19 protein-coding genes and 1 pseudogene are annotated in these 21,318 nt (G+C 35.9%); 4 read left to right on the forward strand and 16 right to left on the reverse strand.

Going from position 1 to position 21,318, the window contains the following annotated elements:
* Positions 1-315: 315 nt before the first annotated feature.
* Complete coding sequence (locus SCI76_RS02315; protein WP_014460120.1) at positions 316-915, forward strand: DedA family protein; 600 nt, start codon at positions 316-318, stop codon at positions 913-915.
* Between the two features lie 41 nt (positions 916-956).
* On the opposite strand, the gene SCI76_RS02320 is transcribed toward SCI76_RS02315, so the two are convergent.
* The 3 genes from SCI76_RS02320 to SCI76_RS02330 all read right to left on the reverse strand — a co-directional run bounded on the left by SCI76_RS02320 (position 957) and on the right by SCI76_RS02330 (position 4,627).
* Positions 957-2,264, reverse strand: coding sequence for a CitMHS family transporter (locus SCI76_RS02320; protein WP_034266108.1), 1,308 nt, complete (start codon positions 2,262-2,264; stop codon positions 957-959).
* Positions 2,265-2,462: 198 nt separating this feature from the next.
* Entirely contained in the window at positions 2,463-3,170 is a 708-nt protein-coding gene (locus SCI76_RS02325) for a response regulator (RefSeq protein WP_255900869.1), read from the reverse strand.
* The gene (locus tag SCI76_RS02330) at positions 3,167-4,627 is read right to left on the reverse strand and encodes a sensor histidine kinase (RefSeq protein ID WP_255900866.1); all 1,461 of its coding nucleotides are present in this window, start codon (positions 4,625-4,627) and stop codon (positions 3,167-3,169) included. Before SCI76_RS02330 ends, SCI76_RS02325 begins: the two co-directional genes overlap by 4 nt.
* Before the next feature lie 359 nt (positions 4,628-4,986).
* Here SCI76_RS02330 and SCI76_RS02335 point away from each other — a divergent pair, with 359 nt between their 5' ends.
* The 3 genes from SCI76_RS02335 (at position 4,987) to SCI76_RS02345 (ending at position 7,041) form a co-directional block, all read left to right on the forward strand.
* Complete coding sequence (locus SCI76_RS02335; protein WP_063248012.1) at positions 4,987-5,757, forward strand: SDR family oxidoreductase; 771 nt, start codon at positions 4,987-4,989, stop codon at positions 5,755-5,757.
* A gap of 171 nt (positions 5,758-5,928) precedes the next feature.
* Positions 5,929-6,069 (forward strand): small, acid-soluble spore protein L, encoded by a 141-nt coding sequence (sspL, locus tag SCI76_RS02340; RefSeq protein ID WP_013057030.1) that lies wholly within the window; start codon positions 5,929-5,931, stop codon positions 6,067-6,069.
* A 300-nt stretch (positions 6,070-6,369) separates the two neighbouring features.
* A complete protein-coding gene (locus SCI76_RS02345; protein WP_047750986.1) occupies positions 6,370-7,041 on the forward strand; it encodes an NAD(P)H-dependent oxidoreductase in 672 nt (223 codons plus the stop codon).
* A gap of 29 nt (positions 7,042-7,070) precedes the next feature.
* Here SCI76_RS02345 and SCI76_RS02350 read toward each other — a convergent pair whose 3' ends face one another.
* From SCI76_RS02350 to SCI76_RS02410, 13 genes and pseudogenes are all read right to left on the reverse strand, one after another.
* Positions 7,071-7,358, reverse strand: a complete 288-nt coding sequence (locus SCI76_RS02350; RefSeq protein ID WP_048020944.1) for a hypothetical protein — start codon at positions 7,356-7,358, stop codon at positions 7,071-7,073.
* 115 nt (positions 7,359-7,473) lie between these two features.
* On the reverse strand, positions 7,474-7,692 hold the full coding sequence (locus tag SCI76_RS02355; protein WP_275211128.1) for a spore germination protein: 219 nt from the start codon (positions 7,690-7,692) through the stop codon (positions 7,474-7,476).
* Positions 7,693-7,855: 163 nt separating this feature from the next.
* Positions 7,856-8,524, reverse strand: coding sequence for a fructose-6-phosphate aldolase (fsa, locus tag SCI76_RS02360; RefSeq protein WP_028413368.1), 669 nt, complete (start codon positions 8,522-8,524; stop codon positions 7,856-7,858).
* A gap of 276 nt (positions 8,525-8,800) precedes the next feature.
* Positions 8,801-9,541, reverse strand: coding sequence for a metallophosphoesterase (locus SCI76_RS02365; protein WP_048020945.1), 741 nt, complete (start codon positions 9,539-9,541; stop codon positions 8,801-8,803).
* A 307-nt stretch (positions 9,542-9,848) separates the two neighbouring features.
* Positions 9,849-11,447, reverse strand: a pseudogene (locus SCI76_RS02370) (M4 family metallopeptidase); the annotation flags it as partial.
* A gap of 607 nt (positions 11,448-12,054) precedes the next feature.
* A complete protein-coding gene (yjcZ, locus tag SCI76_RS02375; protein WP_048020947.1) occupies positions 12,055-12,195 on the reverse strand; it encodes a sporulation protein YjcZ in 141 nt (46 codons plus the stop codon).
* A gap of 562 nt (positions 12,196-12,757) precedes the next feature.
* Entirely contained in the window at positions 12,758-14,845 is a 2,088-nt protein-coding gene (locus SCI76_RS02380; protein WP_221833336.1) for a PAS domain S-box protein, read from the reverse strand.
* Positions 14,846-14,981: 136 nt separating this feature from the next.
* Complete coding sequence (locus tag SCI76_RS02385) at positions 14,982-15,248, reverse strand: hypothetical protein (protein ID WP_028413373.1); 267 nt, start codon at positions 15,246-15,248, stop codon at positions 14,982-14,984.
* A gap of 61 nt (positions 15,249-15,309) precedes the next feature.
* The gene (locus SCI76_RS02390) at positions 15,310-16,206 is read right to left on the reverse strand and encodes a GH25 family lysozyme (protein WP_048020949.1); all 897 of its coding nucleotides are present in this window, start codon (positions 16,204-16,206) and stop codon (positions 15,310-15,312) included.
* A gap of 46 nt (positions 16,207-16,252) precedes the next feature.
* A complete protein-coding gene (locus SCI76_RS02395) occupies positions 16,253-16,471 on the reverse strand; it encodes a hypothetical protein (protein WP_108674720.1) in 219 nt (72 codons plus the stop codon).
* 175 nt (positions 16,472-16,646) lie between these two features.
* Complete coding sequence (fumC, locus tag SCI76_RS02400) at positions 16,647-18,026, reverse strand: class II fumarate hydratase (RefSeq protein WP_048020951.1); 1,380 nt, start codon at positions 18,024-18,026, stop codon at positions 16,647-16,649.
* Between the two features lie 221 nt (positions 18,027-18,247).
* A complete protein-coding gene (locus tag SCI76_RS02405) occupies positions 18,248-20,599 on the reverse strand; it encodes an immune inhibitor A domain-containing protein (RefSeq protein ID WP_328180158.1) in 2,352 nt (783 codons plus the stop codon).
* 381 nt (positions 20,600-20,980) lie between these two features.
* The gene (locus SCI76_RS02410; protein ID WP_028413377.1) at positions 20,981-21,277 is read right to left on the reverse strand and encodes a hypothetical protein; all 297 of its coding nucleotides are present in this window, start codon (positions 21,275-21,277) and stop codon (positions 20,981-20,983) included.
* Between the last annotated feature and the right edge of the window lie 41 nt (positions 21,278-21,318).

A 21,318-nucleotide genomic window follows, 5' to 3' on the forward strand; every position in this document is an offset into this window, starting at 1 on the left:
ATACATATACATAATGGATTATTTCACAACACAACAAGTTTACACCCGTTAGTTTTATAAGTAAAATGAATAAAAGGAATCAAAACTATGAATAAAAGTCGTAGTTTATTTAAAAATCCACACTCAATTATTTTTTTTCTATAATTTCACTTTGAGTAGAAGCTATAAAATATACTTCCTTCTTTTTTCCTTGTACAAGCTAAGTTTTTTTCTGTTATATCCCGCGCTCTTCCTTTATTTTCTTTTCTCTTATAAGTTTTTCCGAACATATAGATGGGTATTTGAATGTTATGACACAGAAAAAGAGGCGATCTTATGCTACACTTCATAACAGACTTACTGAAACAATTTGGAATTTGGGGACTTTTAAGCGGACTGGCCATTGAGGCTTCCTCCCTGCCGTTTCCTGGTTCTCTTCTCACCCTTACCTACGGATACTTATTAAACATGCACATAGTGAAATTATTATTAATCGCTCTTGCAGGAAGCGCCGTTTATACAGCTTTTAGCTTTATACCGTATGGGATAGGCTATAAATTAGAAGATAAGGTAAAGAAAAAATTATCAAAAAAGAAAAAAGCATTTGAGAAATCGCAAAAATGGTTTAAAAAATGCGGATTATGGAGTATTGCGATTGCTCGTCCTTTAGGGCTCGGCAACTACATTTCTTACCTTTCAGGGCTATCTAAAGTAAAACCTATGCCGTTTGCTCTGCTCACATTTCTTGGTATCTTTCCTTTGAATATTGCCATGCTTTGGCTAGGACAAATCGGAAACTTTAAGTCCATTCAGTCTTTTATCTCAGATGCACAAACTTATATTCTAATTGCAGCGGTAGTGGCTGTATGCGGATTTTTAATTTATAAGTTCTATTTTAAAAAGAGCAGCTGCAGCGAACAGTCTAGTTCAACTTAAGATTAAGAATATAAAAAAAGACCCCGAGGGGTCTTTTTTTATTAAATAGAAATAACACCTAAGATTAATGCAGCTAGTGTCATCACCGCCGTAGTTCCTAGCGCCCACTTAATTAAAAATCGTTGCAAATCACTAAATTCAATTCCTACCATTCCAATTAATAAGTGAGCTGCTGCTACCAAGGGACTTATCACGTGAACAGGTTGTCCTAAGATAGCAGCTCTTCCAATTTCAGCTGCGCTAATGCCATAACTTTCGGCAGCTTGAGCAATAATCGGCAATACGCCAAAATAAAAAGCATTATTAGACATAAAAAATGTAAAAGGAGCACTTAAAAATGCTACTACAACTGGCAAAAAAGGGCCCATTGCATCTGGAATTATTCCTACAAGTGTATTTGCCATAGCATCAATCATCTTTGTTCCAGACATAATTCCTGTAAAAATACCTGCTGCAATAACAATTGAAACGACGGCTACCGCATTATTTGCATGAGATGAAATTCGCTGCTGTTGATCTTTGATGTTTGGATAATTTATTAGTAATGCAATAGCGAATGCTACCATGAACAAAAGCATCAGCGACATGAAGTCCATAATTAAGCACACCATAAGACTAACGGTAAGCAGAAAATTAAACCATACTAACTTAGGACGTCGATAGTCTGAATATTGCACTGTTCCCTCTACTTCATGTGCGTGTGCAATTTCATTTGCAGAATGTTTAATATTGATAACTCCTAACCTTTTTCTTTCCCTTCTTCCAAGTACAACAGAAACAAATAGAACCCATAGAAGCCCAAAACCCATTACAGGTATCAAAGGCAAAAACAACTGAGATGAATCCAAATTTAATGAACTCATAGCCATAGCAGAAGCACCTCCCCACGGAGTCATATTCATAACTCCCATAGATAGCATCGCTACTCCTGCAAGGATAAGTGGATTCATTTCTAAGCGTTTATATAGCGGAAGCAAAGAAGAAACCGTTATCATATATGTAGTAGTTCCATCCCCATCTAAAGCAACCATCATTGAAAGCACAGCAGTTCCTACAACGATTTTTAGTGGATCTCCTTTTACAACCTTTAAAATGAATGAAACAAGAGGGTCAAACAATCCTGAATCAATCATCAACCCAAAATATAAAATAGCAAATAAAATCATAATAGCTGTAGGCGCAATGTCTTTTACACCCTCGAGCATCATAGGTCCCATTCCACTAGCAAAACCGCCTATTAGACCAAATATGATGGGGATAATGATAAGAGCAACCATTGGGGTAAGTCGTTTTGACATAATTAAATACATGAAGACTGCAACCATTAAAAATCCTAATAAAGAAAGCACAGATATTTTTCCTCCTTTTTTGATAACGTTTTCATTTTTATTTGCTACACGTTACTAAAAAGGTATCACTTGTTGAAGCTGGTTCATAGATAACCAACATAAGTTTAATATCTTTTATAAAAGTAATTTTTTTCATTTTTTTCATGCATCATTTCTACATAAAAACGAGATAGCGGATAAAAACCCACTATCTCGTTTTTATGTAAGATTAGTTACTCGATATTTCCGTTCGGGCCTCCCTACACTTCCATACACTATTTCAACCTGCATTTCCTTACACGATACTAGATACTCTAAATACCTTCTCATTGTTGAATAACTGATACCGACTAATTGAGCAAACTCATCTACATTCAAGCTTTCCTGAACTTTGCAAACTTTATCTCTTACCAAACGAAGAGTATGTTTATCAATACCTTTAGGAAATGCTGTTACTGCAGCCGCTGATTGATTGCGGCGACTATGATGTGTTCTAAATAAATCGTCTATTTTTTCTTGATTAATCATTTTATTTTCAGTTAATTCTATTCTCGTAGACTGATAATGTTTTAAAGTAGATAAAAATTTATCAATAATTACAGGTTTCACCAAATAACCAAACGCTCCGCCTCTTATTGCTTCTCCTACTGTTTCAACATCATTGGCTGCCGTTATTAAAATAATGTCGATTCCTCGATACTTCTTTCTAATTTCCCATAGCAGTTCTACTCCATTGATATCTGGCAAAAAGACATCTAATAAAATTAATTGCGGTGTAAATATTGTCAGTAATTCTAAAGCCTGTTCTCCAGATCCTGCTGTCGCAACAACAGTGAAATGCTCTAGTTTCTTAGTAAATTGTTCATAAATTTGTGCAGCTGTAGAATCATCTTCTATAATCATGACATTAATTTGATTTTCAGTCATATCGATTCTTCCTTTTCATTATTTAATAGCTTTGGGATAACTAATGTGAATCTTGCTCCCTGTAACATACTTTTGCTTATGTATAGTTCACCTTTAAGCAACTCTACAGATCTTTTAACAATGGTCAATCCAATCCCGTGATTTTCACCTTTTTTCGTTGTGTAACCATCTATAAAAATCATATTTTCTACTTCTTTTGATATCCCTTGTCCATTGTCTTCAACTTCAAAAATCAGGTCGTTTCCTACATCTGTAAAAGATACTAGCACGTTCCCTTTATGTTCTCGCACAGCCTCGAGCGCATTATCAATTAAATTCCCCAAGATGGAAACAACGTTTTTTGCCTCTTCGATATCTAAAGTACTTGTTAAGTTACTATCTTGATCAATTTCTAAAGTGACGTCTAATTCTTTCGAACGATTGATTTTCCCAAGTAAGCAGGCAGCAATCAAAGGATCCTTCACAGAAGACATTAAAAAAGAAAGAATATCTTGGCGTTCCTTTACCTCTGATGAAATCATTTGCATGACATGCTCATATTTCTTTAACCTTAATAACCCGTAAATCACGTTCAGCTTATTTAAAAATTCGTGATTTTGAGCGCGTAAATTATCAGAGAACATTTTAATTTTAGAAATCTCTTCAGTCAATTCTTCAATTTGTGATAAAGTTCTTATGGTAAGAACGATACCTTGCACTTCTTTTTTTCTTACAATAGGAGATAAATCTAAAATATACTGCTGACCATCTAGTAGAAGGGATTGGTTAGAATACACGCATTTCTCTTCTATTGCTTGATCAATTAGCTGTCCTAAACGGGTGTTCTTTATCTCTCCTCCTATTGCTAAATGAAGGTTATCAAAGAGCTCTCTAGCCCTTCTATTCATCGACGTTACATATTTTTCGACATTTACAGTAACAGTAGCATCTCGAATAGATTCAAGGGTAGCCTCTTTTTCTTTAAAAAGAAAGGAAATTTCCTCTGGTTCCAGTCCAAATATTAGTCTTTTTACCCGCCTTGCAATAAAGAAAGCTCCAAATGCTCCAATAAGAAAAGGAATACAGGACAATTTAATAATTTTTATTCTATAATCATTAATCTGTTTTTCTATATTGCTTACAAGAAATCCTACCGAAGAAACACCTATAACGTTTCCTTGGTTATCCCATATGGGGGTTTTGGCTTTAATTGCAAAGCCTGAAATTCCTTTTCCTTTATAAATAATGGATTGATGCTTCTTTAAAGAAGCTTCATTGCTTGTTTTGGTATGTTTTCCAATGTAACTACTATTGGGATGAGAATAGCGTATTCCTTTATCATTGGCGATGGTGACATAATCTGCCCCTGTGGTTTTTCTTATTTTTTCAGCAACAGGTTGGATGTGCTCAGAAGGATTTTTCTGCTTAAAAGCTTTTACAATCATTTTATCTTCAGAAGCTAATTTTGCTACTGTCATAGCTTGATTACCTACATATTTTTCGACAATTTCATCTACCATTGCAGAAAATAAGATGCATACAAGGACGGTACTAACAAGAATAACTACAGTGATGAGTAATGTAATTTGGGCAAGTAAACTAAGTCTTCTATTCACGTAAAGAGAACGCATACATTCCTCCTTTTAAGGAATTAATAATGAAATAAAATACCGTCTTTTGTTTTAAGTTTAGCATAAAAAAAAGGAAGTTTAGCACCAAACTTCAAATGTTTACAATCAGACTGATAAAGGGAAAAATAAATCGAATAAACGCTTGACTTAAAGTATACTTTAACAATTATAATCAATTCGAAAACATCGCAAATGGAGGAATTAACATGAAATATACAGTAATCACTGGCGCAAGTTCGGGAATTGGATATGAAACAGCTTTAGCTTTCGCAGCGCGCGGAAAAAACCTTATATTAGCTGCACGTAGAGAAGACAAGCTGGATGAGTTAAAAGGAAAGATTGAAAAACTGAACCAAGATGTAAATGTTATTATCCAGTCGGTTGATTTATCCGTGGCAGAAAATGCTCACACGTTTTATGAGTCGCTTAAAGAATATGAGTTAGAAACATGGATTAACAATGCTGGATTTGGAAACTTTGCTTCTGTCGGTGAACAAAAATTAACTAAAATTGAAACAATGCTTCACTTAAATATCGAAGCCTTAACCATTCTTTCTTCTCTATTTGTAAGAGATTATGAAAATGTTGAAGGTACACAGCTTATTAATGTCTCTTCTGGAGGCGGCTACACCATTGTTGCTGATGCAGTCACTTATTGCGCAACAAAATTCTATGTAAGTGCATTTACAGAAGGTCTTTCTCAAGAATTGAAAGGAAGAGGATCAAAAATGCAGGCTAAAGTTCTAGCTCCAGCGGCTACGGAAACAGAATTTGCACAGCGTTCGATGGATATGAGTGATTTTGAATACGAAGGACGAGTACCTAAGTTTCATACGTCAAAAGAAATGGCTGCTTTTATGCTGGACCTTTATGATAGCAATAAAACGGTAGGACTTGTAGATGGCGTGACTTACGAATTTCAATTAAAAGATCCTATCTATCCATACGCAGACAGAGCGACAAGCTCAGATTCTTAAACAAAAAACACCCTTCCAAGGGTGTTTTTTTATGTCCGTTTAAATGAGTAACTATCTTGTTTATGTAATGAAGATGCTTAAAGATAATCTTTTCCTATTTATCTTTCCACGCTTCACTTCCTAATTTTTGTTTTGCTTTTTGTACATACTAACCGAACGGAGGTGACGAAAATGGGTACAAAAAAATCTGCTAACCGCGGTCAAGTAGCTCCTGGAGTTAACCCTCAAGGACACGGAAAAGATGTTGAATTTTCAACAGAACCGAAAAGTGAACTTGAAAACAAAGCGAAAAAGTCAAATACAAAAATTTAATTAACAAGGAGAAGATCACTCTTCTCCTCTCTTCCTCTTAATTACTTTTTCGAAAACGAAACTCCCCAGATTGTTGACTCCTTTCTGCTTCTTATGAAACTGTATCAATAGTATAAAAAAGTATACTATACAACAAAAATGTGCGTACTTGTTAGGATGAATTATATGATTTATGATAAATCTGCAAACGGATTTTACGACAAATTGTATGTTAACTGACTGTTAGTTGTAAGCTATACAGGGTATAGATTACTCTGAACAGTTCATCATTAAATATTTTTACAGAAAGGTTGTTTACACATGAACAATACAGATAAGAAACAAGAAATTTTAGACGCATTTAACTTTCGTCATGCTACAAAAGAGTTTGATCCAGCGAAGAAAATTTCCGATGAAGATTTCCAATTCATTTTAGAAACGGGGCGCTTATCTCCAAGCTCAGTAGGTTACGAGCCGTGGAAATTTTTAGTCGTTGAAAATGAAGATTTAAAAGAAAAATTAAAAGCTGTTTCTTGGGGAGCACAAGGCCAAATTCCTACAGCAAGTCATTTTGTTATTATTCTTTCTCGTACAGACGCAAGATATGACTCTGAATATGTGTTAAATCTTCAGAAAAACGTAAAAGAAATGCCGGAGGATGTATTAGAGACATTAATGCCTCGTTACAAAGATTTCCAAGAAAATGATTTTCACTTGTTCGAAAGCAAGCGAGCACTATTTGATTGGGCCAGCAAACAATCTTATATTGCACTAGCTAATATGATGACATCAGCTGCTCAAATTGGCATTGATTCTTGCCCAATTGAAGGGTTTAACTATGACCAAGTACATGAAATTCTAAAAGAAGAAGGATTACTAGAAGACGGCAAGTTTGATGTTTCTGTTATGGTTGCATTCGGCTACCGTATTCACGAACCTAAACGCGAAAAAACAAGAAGAAGTATGGATCAAGTTGTACAGTGGATCAAATAATAAACCAAAAAAAGAAGAGGTGAGCAACGTCACCTCTTCTTTTTTATATCTTTATATGCTGCTATAAAATCACCAGGATCGGTGTGTATGGTATAAGCGAACATTCCTTGATTTGTATGTAAGTACAAAAAGCCGCTTTCTTTTGAAACGCATTTGTAAGAGATGTCAAATACGCTGTTAATGTGAAAGGACTCATTCTCTGTTTCAATATTATCAGTATATAAGCACATGTCTTTTGAATGCTGAATCGTCACTTTTTTTGTTCGTTTTATTTTTCTTTCAACGTATGTATAAGAAATCATAGAAATAATGCTCATAGTACAGCTCCCCTTCTTTATGAATATTTTCCTTTTGGAGCATAAAATATCTCGTTAACAAAACTCTATCACTTACCAAAAAACAATTCCAGAAATACTCTTTCTGGAATTGTTTTTAAGATTGTTGCTCTTTATTTTCTTCATCTTTGCAAAAATCGATATTACTGTTTGTCATAGAGGCAATAGCAGGAGAGCCATTTCCAAACGAAAAACAAGCTCCTACCAATTTTGTATTGGCCGTGTGACTATTTTGTACAACACAACCTACGCTTACATTTGAATTGTCTTTTAACCCGTTAGTCACGATATTCTCAATGTTAATAATACATCCCATTTTACCACCTCTTTCGTTTCTATTAACGTATGTCATCTCTGTATATATGTATAGGATGTTCGCCTATTGATGATAAGTTGTTTGCTGCAAAATAGAAAAAAGAATCTTCGTATACCCTTTAAACAGAGAAGACACTCAAATGATGTCTTCTCCTTAAGTGAATTTAACTTTTCACAGCTTTTTCCCAGTCTGATGCAAACTTTTCAATTCCTTGTTCTGTTAACGGGTGTTTTACTAATTGTTCAATTACAGCATACGGAATGGTCGCAATATGAGCCCCAGCAAGAGCTACTCGTGTGACGTGATCTGGGTGTCTGACTGACGCTGCTATAATTTGTGAGTCAATGTGTTGAATTCGAAATAGCTCGGCAATTCGAGATACCAGATACACACCGTCTTCTGAAATATCATCTAAGCGTCCTAAAAATGGCGATACGTATGTCGCACCAGCACGGGCTGCTAGAAGCGCTTGATTCACTGTGAAAATTAACGTTACGTTTGTTTTCACGCCTTTTTTAGCTAGATAACGGGTTGCTTCCAATCCAGCAATGGTCATAGGAAGTTTAATTGTTATATTTTTGTCTCCTCCGTTAATTTTTATAAGCTTTTCTGCTTGCGCAATCATGTCTTCTGCTGTTACTGTGTCGGGGGTGACTTCTGCTGAAACGGATTCTACTTCCGGGACGGTTTTTAAAATTTCTTCGATGCGATCTTCAAACTTTACGCCTTCTTTAGCTACTAGCGAAGGGTTTGTGGTAACACCTGATAATACCCCAATTTTATATGCTTTTTTAATATCTTCCAGGTTAGCTGTATCAATAAAAAATTTCATCATGTATTCCTCCACTCGTTATGTTAAAAACAGCTTTTCAGGGGCATTTTTGCATAACTTTATGTTCAAATGGAATTGCCCTCTTCATATTGTCTTCATAAAATAAAATTTATTTCCTTTCAAATGCTGTATGTTTTTCTCCAAGTTTTCCCTTCTTTAAACTCATCTGAATAACTTCTATTTGTATGTATCATACTAATGATGTTGAAAAACCTATCATCTACTCAACTAAAAAACCTCCAGCATTTATGCTGAAGGTTAAGATACATTCTACTCTTAATTTTTTAGTCCTCTATAGCGAGCTGTTTTTAATTCTTGAACGTAGGGTTCAAAGTCCGGCATCTCTACAGCTCTCGCCAATTCGATTGCTTTTTCAATATCGTATGGAATACGCACAAATTGAATAGAAAATGCTGAAGGACTTTCGTCTTGATCCCTTCCTTCCAAGATAAGATAGGAAGCTTGTGGTAAATCAAGCGGGTTTCCTACACTTCCTACATTACACAGCGTTTTCCCTTTAATATGTTGAATAAATGCATTATGTACATCTCCGTAACAGATGACATCCGGTTCTCTTGATCCTTTTATATTTTCCGTATATTCCGTATTAGCAAATAGACTAAGGCGCTTTTCAAGTGAATCCCAGGGTTGAATTCGGTCATAAAGACTTCTAGGTGAAGCGTGAAACATTCTAATTAATTTCCCGCTCATCATAAACTCAACAGAAAAAGGAAGTTCCTTTAAGTATGCTTCTTGGTTTGAACTTAACTTCTCTTGATGCCATTTTAACGCTTCAAATTCCGCAGGCTTTGTAATGAAGTCATCCCAGTTCCCCATTACTGTTACTTCGCACTTTTCTTTTATGATATCAATTGCTTTACTTGAATCCGGTCCTTTTCCTACTAAATCACCTAGACAAATGATGCGATGGATATCTCGTTGTTGTATGTCAGCTAAAACTGCTTCTAATGCAGGGAGATTTCCGTGGATATCTGAAATAACAGCAATTTTGTCCATTGATTCCTCCACTCCTTTTTCATATGTATGTATTCAAGCCTTTTCTTTATTATAACATTTTATGATAAGACCGTTTACTAAAACGGGTCCTCTTCATTTAACAAGCAACGGTATAATTCGAATGGATATAAAAGGGAGGAATAAGAAGTGGATTTTTATGGATTGGGAAGAAATCTATCTTCCTTATTTATTAACATAAAATAAAGGAGTACTGTAATATATTTATACGAGTACTCCTTTATTGGTAGTTAGGTAGTATAGAGAGTCGCCAGATACCTCATTTATCTTGCGACTTTTGGTTTATAGCTTATTGAACACCAACTGCGTCAAATGACTTGCCTACTGAAATTACTTCTTGAGAGCCTGAACCGTATAGATCAGCAGCAGCTTGTACTAAACCTGCACGCGCTTGGCTGAACGTTGTAGACTGAGTGAAGTATAGCGTATTGGCACGGTAATAAATTTTTCCTAGCTTATCGCCGCCGATGCCTGTTACAGTAACTCCGTAATGAGTTCCTCCGTTAGCTAGCAAGTAGGCAGCTTTGTTGATAATACCGCTATTTGTATGAACCCCGCCGTTGTCACTAGAACCTGTATAGCGCTTTGAATAATGATCCGGATCTCCATATTTCGCTGGGTTGCTCATTGAACGAAGTGCATCGCCGCTTGTTCCAGGCGTATAAATATCCTCTCCAATTTCCCAATCTGGATTTCGGTTGTCATAGTATTCTACCAACGTTCCGAAAATATCGGAAATCGCTTCGTTTAATGCACCTGATTCATATTGATAGATTAAATTAGAACTTCTTTCTGTCACCGCATGCGTCAATTCATGTCCGATAACATCTAATCCTCCTGATAGCGGAACAAAAGTAGTTCCATCTCCATCTCCATATACCATTTGAGAGCCATTCCAAAACGCATTGTTGTAGCCGCTGCTATAATGAACAGTCGATTTTAGCGGAGCTCCTGCATTGTCATAGGAGTTGCGGTTAAATTTGTTTTTATAATAATCATATGTCACGCCTGCATAATAGTGAGCATCTACTGCAGCTGCATCGCGAGTTGCATTGTACGTATTATCGGTATCGGCCCATAGCGTACCCGGAAGAGATGTGCGATTTTTTGCATCGTACGTATAGATTGTAGCGCCTCTTGTATTATCTTGTAAGTAGTAAGTAGAACTAGATAACGTTGTCTTTAAGGATTTAGTATCTCCAAGAACTCCTTTACCTGAGCCAATAGCATTTGTGCCTGTTACAGGTTTCGCTGCCGGCTTTGCCACTTGCTTCACGTCGGCTTTTGGACCAGCTACGGAATCAATTGTATTGTACTTATCCAGTACTTTACCGCTAGTAGCATCAACAAAGTAATAATAGTTGCCTGGTTCAGGATTTAAGAAATTTAAATTTACTACATAAGCGTATGTAGTGTCTGAACCATTTTGATAAATATACAGTTCAGATGAAGGAGATTTTTCATACGTCGGCTTAAAGCCTAAGTCTTTTTCAGCTACTTGAATCGCCTTTTTGCTGTCAAGTTGCTTTTGGCCTTTTAATTTTTCCTTTTTATCTAAATCAGGAGCTACTGTACCTGATACAACTTTTAAGGTTCCATCTTTCGCTACGTGTGCTAATTGAGTAGATCCCCAAACGGGAATATTATTATATACTTGCTGCAAGCGTACCACGGTTGCTTGTTCAATAGGATCTTTCACCACTTCTGTCACTTTAAATGAGTTTTGAGCATTTTCGTTTCCTAATTTATATTTGTCTTTATTTGTATTCATATAGTGAAATACGACGTCTTGAGCCTTCTGCGATGACGGGCCCGAGAGCTTTCCGGAAATAAACTCAGGAGATTTAATTTCTTTGTTATACTTTTCAGTTGAAAGTACATTGTTTGGCGCAGCACTGCTCGTATGTGCAAAAGCAAATGATGAAGAAAGAATACCAACTGATAATAATACCTTTAAAGCCTGTTTTTTCTTTTTCATAGTTTTTTTCTCCCTATCCCTAGTAAATTTAATTACCCCAATTTTTCTGTTAATTGCGATAATTAGCAACATTATAGCAACTAAAAATTACTACGTCTATATATTATTTCAATATTCCTATTATTATGAAAATTAAAAATAAGTCCTCTGCAATAAGTCTTTTTTACCTATTTAAACTATATGAAAATCATTTATGTTGATTTTCATACAAGTAAAATAATTCTTCTAGCCAGCTAATAAAAACTAGTAGGATAGGTAGCGTTATTCGTTCTTACTGTCAGTTCTATGAAGCATTTTACAAAAATTACTTATAAGGAAAATTATAAATTTCAGACCATTTTTTCGGCTTAAATATACTCTTCCTCTTCATTTTTTTTATTTTTTTAATCTATTAATTAAATTTTTTATATGTTTTTTATGTACGTGCACAACATTATTTTATTATAGTACTGTACTTCTTATGAACGTAAAAAAGCACGAATCTACTAAAATCTTTGTAAATCCGTGCTTTTTCTGTTTATTTCAAGCATACACAACCAACGATAACTAATAAAACAAATAGTACAACGATTAATGCAAAACCGCCACCGTAACTACCGTAGCCGCCGTAACCGCCGTAGCCATAACCACCGCCGTAACCCCAGTTACAAAATCCCATTTCACTTCACCTCCGTAGCCTGTTTACTCTATAGCATATGTACAGGCTAGAAAAAATGCTCGCCCATTTATCGCCCTTTTATAACGATAAAAAAGAAATTGAGACATAACGAAATCACTCCAATCAATAGCTAGAAGCAACTAAATAGATGAAACCTACGTTCACCCTACCAATGAAAAAATCCGAACGATTCATCGTTCGGATTTTCCTTCAACTAAACTGCTTTTGTCACAGCCTCTTTTAAGATAACAAATATTAACTTATTTACTTTTAGAAGCTTGTTCTTTAAAGCGAAGTATGTAATACGGAACAATACAAATAACCGCCAAAACGAGAGCCGTTAAACTGACTATGCGGGGATTATTAAGCCCGAAAGAATAGTCTCCAAAAGATGCTCCAATTGCAATAATAGCAAAAATAATATACAGAATACGAAATATGTTAATCCACTTTTTCTGTTTAATCGTAACCACTCCTTTGCTTATTTTACTCCAACATAGAATATTATAACTTTACTAAACAACTTGTTGCAAAATTTCTTCTGCCTTTAACTGATTACCTTTTATTTTAACGGTAAACAAATTTCCACATTCGTCCCTTTGTTTACTTCACTTTCAATACTAAGAGTTCCTTTATGCTGCTGGATAATATTAAAGCAGATCATTAACCCTAACCCAATACCGTCTTCTTTAATACTGTAAAATGGTTCACCTAAATGTTTAATGCGATCTTTTGAAATTCCTACACCTTCATCAATAATTTGAATATGAAGGTGATTGTTGTCTTTTTGTCTCAGCTCAACTTTAATTTCGCCTCCGGAAGGCATTGCTTCAATCGCATTTTTAAGAATATTTATAAACACCTGTTTCATTTGATTGCTTTCACAATATACAAGAGGCAATTCTCCATATGAGTGAAGTTCAATAAAAATGTTTTTCATGGTTGCTTGAGGCTGCAGCAATAAAATCACTTGTTGAATTAACAGCTGCAAATCAATCGACTGAAATGTTACGGCCTGTGGTTTTGCCACAGACATGAATTCATCTGTAATCATTTCAATACGCTCAATTTCAGAGGATATAATGTTCATATAGGTTAACTCTTCTTTACTCGCTTTTTCAGTTAATAGCTGCATAAACCCTTTGATGGCCGTTAAAGGATTTCTAATTTCATGAGCAATAGCTGTAGCAAGCTGACCGACCGCTGCTAATTTCTCAGATTTCTGCAACAGCTCTTCTGTTTCTAGGTATTCTGTCCTGTCTCTTGAAACAATAAGAAGCACTTTTTTGTTTTCTATATTGAACAATTTCCCACTATATTCTAGTTTTTTTACTTCTCCAGACTTAAATGTAAACTGTGATTGCAGCGTGAAAGAAAGATTTCCTTGGCGAATTTCTTCAACCGTTTTTCGAACAATGTCAGAATCTCTAGGTATAATATCTTGGCATGGCATGGATAAAAGCTCTTCTCTCGTATATCCAAAGCGCTTACATCCAGCTTCATTTACTTCGATAAAACGAGAAGGAAAATGATTAGAACCTATTTCAAGTAAATAAATTGCGTCGTTTGCATATTCAAATAACGTTCGATATTTCAACTCACTTTCCTTAAGCTTACGATGCAGCAAGTCAAGCTCTTTTCTCGCTTTTTTAGCCTCAGATATATCCACACATACTCCAGACAAACCTATTAACTCATCTTTCCCATTAAAAATTGGCGAAATAGTGATGCGAAGATCTACTAAACTTCCGTCTTTACGAGCTCTTACAACTTCTACTCGATTGATTGCCTCTTTTTCAGCAACCGTCTTTTTTATATTCTCATGTACGTCCTCACTAAAAGCCCCTGCTATTTCGTAATATGTTTTCCCAACTACTTCGTGGGCTTTCCAGCCATATACTTTTTCGTAGGCTTCATTAACTCGCAAGATCCGACCTTCTAAATCAGTTATGATCACCGCATCCATGTGATGATTAATAAAAGACTCCAGCTGTTCTTTCGTATATTCCAGTTCTTTTTTCATTATTCTGACAAAAAAAGAATCTTCTTCATCCTTACATGAATCTGATCCAGCATAAGCAGCTTCTTCTGCTACAGCGTAAAATTTACGATAAAATTCTATCGTCGCTACAGCTACTCCCAGTCCGAGAATTCCGAACACTAAATATTCTATTTCGCTATAAAACGGCGACTGAATAGGTGTATTCCAGAAGTAATTCGTCAGTAAGACATGAACGATAAAATGAATAAAAAAACAAAGAAGAGATTGTTTTAATAAAGAAAACTGCTTTCTATATCGAATAAGAGGAAGGGAAAATAAAAAGGTAAAGATTAAAATTAAGATAGTCAGTAACCAATGACTTTCTAAATAGATACTGCACACAGCCATAGTGATACCTGCAACTGCACCGGCTCTATAACCAAAGTATAGAACGGTCAAAATAAGAGGAAGAAAACGTAAATCATATGTAATCTGTTGATACGTAACGCTATATATCATAAGAATAGCAGAAACAATACTTGCATAAACACCACTCATCCATTTGTATTTATGGGCTAGACGCTGCAGCAAAAATATTCGTATCGCAATCATAATACTGACAAAAAACGAAAAAATACATAAGTTAACAAATAATCCGCTACTAATCACTCCTTCTATTCCTCCTTTACTTGTAAATATGCGTGAAATAATTCCCTTATATAGAGAGTGTAACATGAATAAGCGCTGCTATTTATGAAATTGATAAAAAAAACTAGTCTCGCCCGAGGCAAGACTAGTTTTTTTATTATCTATGCTGATCTTGATACATAGGTCCTTCTGAAATCATATTGCTTTCAGAAACGTACGTAGGATCTGAATGCGCATCTTTATTTAGGCTAGCATTTACCTGCTGTTTTTTAGATAAACTTGAAAGTTTTACTTTGGCACTTCGAACAAGTCCTTTTACTTTTCGTCGTTTCGCAGCATCGCTTAATAGATAAGACGTAATGCCGACTCCTACCGTTGATAGCGTAATACCTGATATCAATGCTTTTTGTTTTCGTTTTCTCATAATAACTCCTTCCTTGTACCTTTTTGAATCTTACAATAACTTTTCCCTCTCAGGTACTCTCTCAAACCCGATTATTCAGATTATTCACTTCTTTAATAAGACGCTGCAGCGTGTCCGCTCCTGCTATTCCATCTGAAAAAAGGCCATACTGATTCTGGAATTTTTTCACTGCAGCGATTAATTCATCTCCATAGAAACCGTCTGCTCCAAACTTCGGAAGAGAAAAACCTAGCGTAAGTAAGTTTTGCTGAATTTGTTTGACTCCTAACCCTCTATCACCTTTGGAATAGACAAATGGTCCTTTTGTATTATTCGTCATAGAGAGATTTGTTGTGACTTCTTTAAAAAATGAGCAGTCCATTTCATTTATATCCACATTTGTAGAAATTCCTTTTACTCTGCCAGAATCCGTATACTGAAACATTGCCCATCGCTGCCATTGACTTAGCTCACCAGGGTGCTGCATACCGCCTTGTCTGTTGTTTGCACTATATCTTGCTACCCACAAAGGATACTTACTTATTTCGTTTGTAAAAAAAGTTTTAGCGAAATGATAATTCGTATATACGATAGGTTTAATCCCTGTTGCTTTGTGAACATACTCAAGCCAGCTTACGGCAAAGCGAGAAACAAATTCTTTGGATTTTTTCTTATCTTCTTCTAGATCCAAACACGGCGGAAGGTCTAGTTTCATTTGTCCAAGCTGAGCAATAAAAAAAGCAGCTTCTTTCTCCGGGCTATTTGTACAGTGAGCATAATGATAAAACCCTACTCTCAAGCCCGCATTTTTAGCACCTATATAATTTTCATAAGATCTAGGGTCTACAAAAGTTCCGCCTTCTGTTAACTTTATATACACCCCTTTCACTGAGGTGTTTTTTATTTCTTTCCAATTAATGATTCCTTGATGATGAGAAACATCGAGAATAATAGGATTATTTGAATGTCGACTTTGCATAGTTTTCACCTCTTTTGCTAGCTTCCTTATGTATACGACGAATATTTTAAAACCCCTGTTTTTCCGGATCTTGATATTCTTTTATAACGATGTGTAAAACGTTGCTCATTTGAATAGCTAAATAAGCTTCGTGTTTTTTGTCATAATAACGATACCATCCTTGCGTATGAATAATAGATTCCTCAAGCTCTTTTACATTTTCTGATTCAACCAATGTACTGATTGATTTTTCATTTCCAAAATAAAACTTCACTTCGTACGTCACTTGAATCCCTCCTTTATAAAGATGTAAATACCCTAATCGTATGTACTTGAATCTAGTACAAGGTAGTGTAAAAATTCTTTTAATCCGCTTTCTCTTTTTATATGTTTATTTAGAACAATGTTCATTTTATTATAAAACAAGAAGCCAAGCATTCTGAGCTGCTTGGCTTCTTGTTTTATTTTGATGGATGAATCATATTAGCTGGATTTACCCATTGCTCAAATTGTTCTTCTGTCAGAAGGCCTGTTTTTACCGCTGCTTCTTTTAATGTCGTTCCTTCTTGATGAGCCAGCTTGGCAATTTTAGCCGCATTTTCATACCCTATGTGCGGATTTAACGCTGTTACAAGCATAAGAGAATTTTCTAGATTATGCTGGATTTTCTCTTTGTTGGGTTCAATTCCTACTGCGCATTTATCGTTAAAAGCCTGCATGGAATCTGTCAGCAGTCTGACTGATTGTAAAAAATTATAAATAATAACCGGCTTAAATACATTTAATTCAAAGTTTCCTTGACTAGCCGCAATGCCAATCGTCACGTCATTCCCTAACACTTGTGCAGAAACCATTGTTAGAGCTTCACTTTGAGTTGGATTTACTTTTCCAGGCATAATAGAACTTCCTGGTTCGTTGGCAGGAATCGTGATTTCACCTAATCCGCTCCGAGGACCGCTTGCCAGCCAGCGTACGTCATTGGCGATTTTCATTAAGTCAGCTGCTAAGGCTTTGAGTGCACCATGGGCATAAACCACTTGATCGTGACTTGTTAATGCATGAAATTTATTAGGTGCTGAGATAAATGTTTTTCCAAGCGTGCTGCTGATTTCTTTCGCTACTTCATCGCCGAAGTCAGGATGTGCATTTATCCCCGTCCCAACAGCTGTACCGCCAATAGCTAGCTCCTTCATATACTCTACGCTTTGTTTAATCATTTCTTCATTTTTTTCGAGCATATGATGCCATCCGCTAATTTCTTGTCCTAGTGTTAGCGGTGTAGCATCTTGTAAATGGGTTCTTCCTATTTTAATAATATCTTTAAACTGCTCTTGCTTCGCAGCAAACGTTTCTTTTAATGTTTTTAGAGTAGGTAATAATTGATCTTCGACTTCTAGTACAGCTGCAATATGAAGAGCTGTAGGGAAAGTATCGTTAGAGCTTTGTGACATATTAACATCATCATTTGGATGGAGCGTTTCGTCGCCGTTTATTAGCTGGTTTCCCCGGTGGGAAATCACTTCATTTACATTCATGTTTGATTGCGTTCCGCTTCCTGTCTGCCATACTACTAAAGGAAAATGTTCATTCCATTTCCCTTCAATAATTTCGTTAGCAGCTTGCACGATGGCTTCCGATTTCCCTGCTGATAGTTTGCCTAGTTTATGATTGCTAATAGCCGCACTTTTCTTCAGAACCGCAAAAGCGCGTATTACTTCAATCGGCATTTTTTCAATCCCTATTGGAAAGTTTTCTTTACTTCTTTGCGTTTGCGCTCCCCATAGTTTATCTTCTGCCACTTTGATTTCTCCAATTGAATCTCTTTCGATACGATAGCTCATAGTTAGAACTCCTTTTCAATATTTTCTTTACCTATTAGTATTGATTATATGGATGAATTTCATGACATAATAACAATTATTCACTGTTGAAAATTCCCTTTTTTCTATTTTTTAAACGGGCTTAACTTATTTGATTATTTAGCTCATAGTTTATTATGATTTTATGATACAAAAAAAGATCCGAAGAATACGCTCTTCAGATCTTTTTAATACGTCCAATTTTACTTATGAATCCATACAGCACCAGCTGAATTGTCTTTTGCTTCACCAATTACGTCTAATTTTAATCCGTTTTGAGGAAGCAAGCGGCCTGCATCTTTAATTCTTTCATCTAAATACGATTTTTTATCGTTAAAGCTTGTAACACCATTTGATTCTTTAGATGAAATCGTTCCCCACGTTTTATGAGAATATGACCAAGCAGGTGATTTATCAAATGAGAACGCCGCGTCTGCAATTTGATATCGGCTTGAATTTGCTGTAGTGCTAATACCATTCACATTAAAGTAAAGAACTTTATGAGCATGTGAATCAACTACACCAAGGAATCCTTCACCCGGATGTTGTCCTACCCAGTTATCAAGATAGCTTTCATCTGCGTACCAAAGCAGCATGCCTGTATTATATTTTGCACCGCGCGCGAATTGAAGTGCTTTATCACTGCCTGCATAGTTTCTCCACTCAAGGTAATAATAGTTATCTTTATAGCTGATGCCGTTTGTCTTTTCAAATCCATCTAACGTTACTTTTGGAGCTCCTTCAGCATCGTCCGTGAATACCGTTTTTCCATCTACTACTAAACTAGCATTATCAAGAGCGAATCCTTGAAGAGCAAGTCCGCCGTCCGTGACGTATTCAAATTGAAGCTTGATTTTTTTACCTTTAAACTGCGTTAAGTCATAACTTTTATCTTCCCATTTTCCGTTAGATGTTTCAGCAGAACCATCTGCATTATTCGCTTTATCACCAATTGTATCTAACAGAACTTTTGAACCGTCAGGAAGAATCGCATTTACATATAAGTAATCGTATTCTGCCTCTACTTCATAGAACGCTTTGTAATTGAATTTAGCTGTGTTGGCCGTTGTTAAATCAAACTCTGGCGTTGTCATCGTCGTATGCAGATCGTCTCCGCGTTTACTGTAATAATAGTTGCTTCCAAACTCAGGCTTAATCCCTTGAACAGCTTTTTTAGGTAAATTAATCTTTACAATACCTGGTCGTTTAGATTTTGTGACACTTTGATCAACCACGCTCACAGAGCCCGATTTTGTAATGTTTTTGCTGTCAATTTGTTGAATATTTGCCCAGTTTCCACCCATATTTGCTTGGAAAAACTCTTTATTTTGCGGGGAGAAACTTGTCGGTTCTGTTCCAGCTACTTCACCAGCCCAGCTCCCTCCGCTCATAATTGACCAAACGCCTACCGGCTCACCTTGACCCGTATACTGTGTATCATACTCATCCGGCAAACCTAAATCATGGCCAAATTCATGAGCAAAAACCCCAACTGCTCCGTCTTCCGGTTCGATTGTATAATCATAAGCAGCCATGTTTGTTCCAGGAACTTTATATACTTGTCCCAAAGTAGAGCGGTGAGACCAGATAGCATCGTTTCCTAGTTTACCTCCACCTGCTTCTTGCCCAGTTCCAGCATGAATGACCATTAAGTGATCCACTATGCCGTCAGGCTCATTGCGGTTGCCATCTCCATCGATATCATATTGATCGAACTGATCATAATCTGAAAGGTTAATGCCGCTTTTTGCTGCTGCAGCAAGCGCTTCTTTTACAAGGTTACGAGGCCCTTTAGATCCAGGCGCATTATCGTTTCCTCCCGCTGGATTGTCTGCTCCGTATTCTTTTGCGTTTCCAGGTACGGTTAACCAGTCAGAAACCGTTCCATCTACTGTGTAACTACCTCCAGACTGTTCTTCATAATATTGTTTAAACGTTTTAATTTTCTTTCCGTTGAATAGCGTAAAGTCTTTCTTTCCAAACATTAATTGCTGATAGTGATTTCGGTTAAAGTCTTTTGCATACATGTAACCAGGTTCTTGAATGACATTATTGTGCTTAAAGTCTGCGTATTCGACTAAAAGTACAAGAACTTTATCTTTTCTCACTTGTCCGTTATATTTTGCCTGAGCTGCAGGTTTAACGTTTACCCCGTTCCCCGAATTGTTTCCTTGAGACTTAATGTTAGCAAATTCGCCTCGTTGAAACTTTTCTTTTTGTTTTGTTTGCATTTCTTTCGCTTTCAAATCAATTTTGCTAGCTTTATGTCCTTTCATGCTCTCTTTATGTGCATCTTTTTTGTTTATGTAAGAAGTAACGGCTTTCTTCACTTCTTGCGGTGTTGCACTTTGAGAAATAACTCCTTGGTTTTTCAGTGCGTTAGCCAATCTTTCTTCCGGTACTGTATTCATATCAATTGGTGAACTCGGAAGTTCTTCCGATTGTGCGGTTTTAGCTGAAGCAGTACTTCCATTCATAAGTACTGGTCCCACTCCGCTTAATGTAACAGTTGTGGCAAGAAAAGATGTCCCCAAAATCTTTTTCCAGCTTTTCAAGTAAACCCCTCCATTTTAGAATTTTCAAACTATTAGCAAGATTTATTTTATATTCTAAAACTAGGAAGGTCAACTACATTTTACTATATTATTAAAATTTTTTGATTCTAGTAGATAATGTAAAATAGTTTTATAGTATGTAACTAGTTTTCTTTGCCTGACAATTAAAATGTCTGATAAACCCTTCTTGCGTATGCAAATTCCATGCCAAATCGATAACCACAACTAAAACTGTATGAAGCGTATTTTTTTAGGGAATTAGAACCACCTTTTCCGTATTACTATTATATAAAAACAAAAAATTCCCCATTATGGATACAGAAAGATAAAAAAATCACTTCTCGATAGACGAGAAGTGATAACCTTTGTATGCAAGCAAATTTAAGAATGTTCTTTTTGACGATGCAGCAAGATATGATAGAGCGACGTGCTCCAAATAGACATATTGCGCGCTGCGATTTCATAAGGTTTTTCATCAATTTTAAACAAGAAATCCCCTTCATAACTCACGGATTTCCCTTGCTTTTCCAGCTCTTGTTTAACAGCTTCAATCCATTCTACTGCATTCGTATAATGTTTGTTCAAACGAACTTTAATAGTTTGATTCCTGTAATGAATAAAAGATGTAATTCCCCAAAAAATTAAGACAAGAAAAAGTACCATATACAGCAATTGCATGATAACGATCCCCTTCTTCCTTCATTTCATTATTTTCAATG

It is taken from the genome of Priestia sp. HNGD-A6, assembly GCF_045784335.1.
Lineage (GTDB): Bacteria > Bacillota > Bacilli > Bacillales > Bacillaceae_H > Priestia > Priestia zanthoxyli.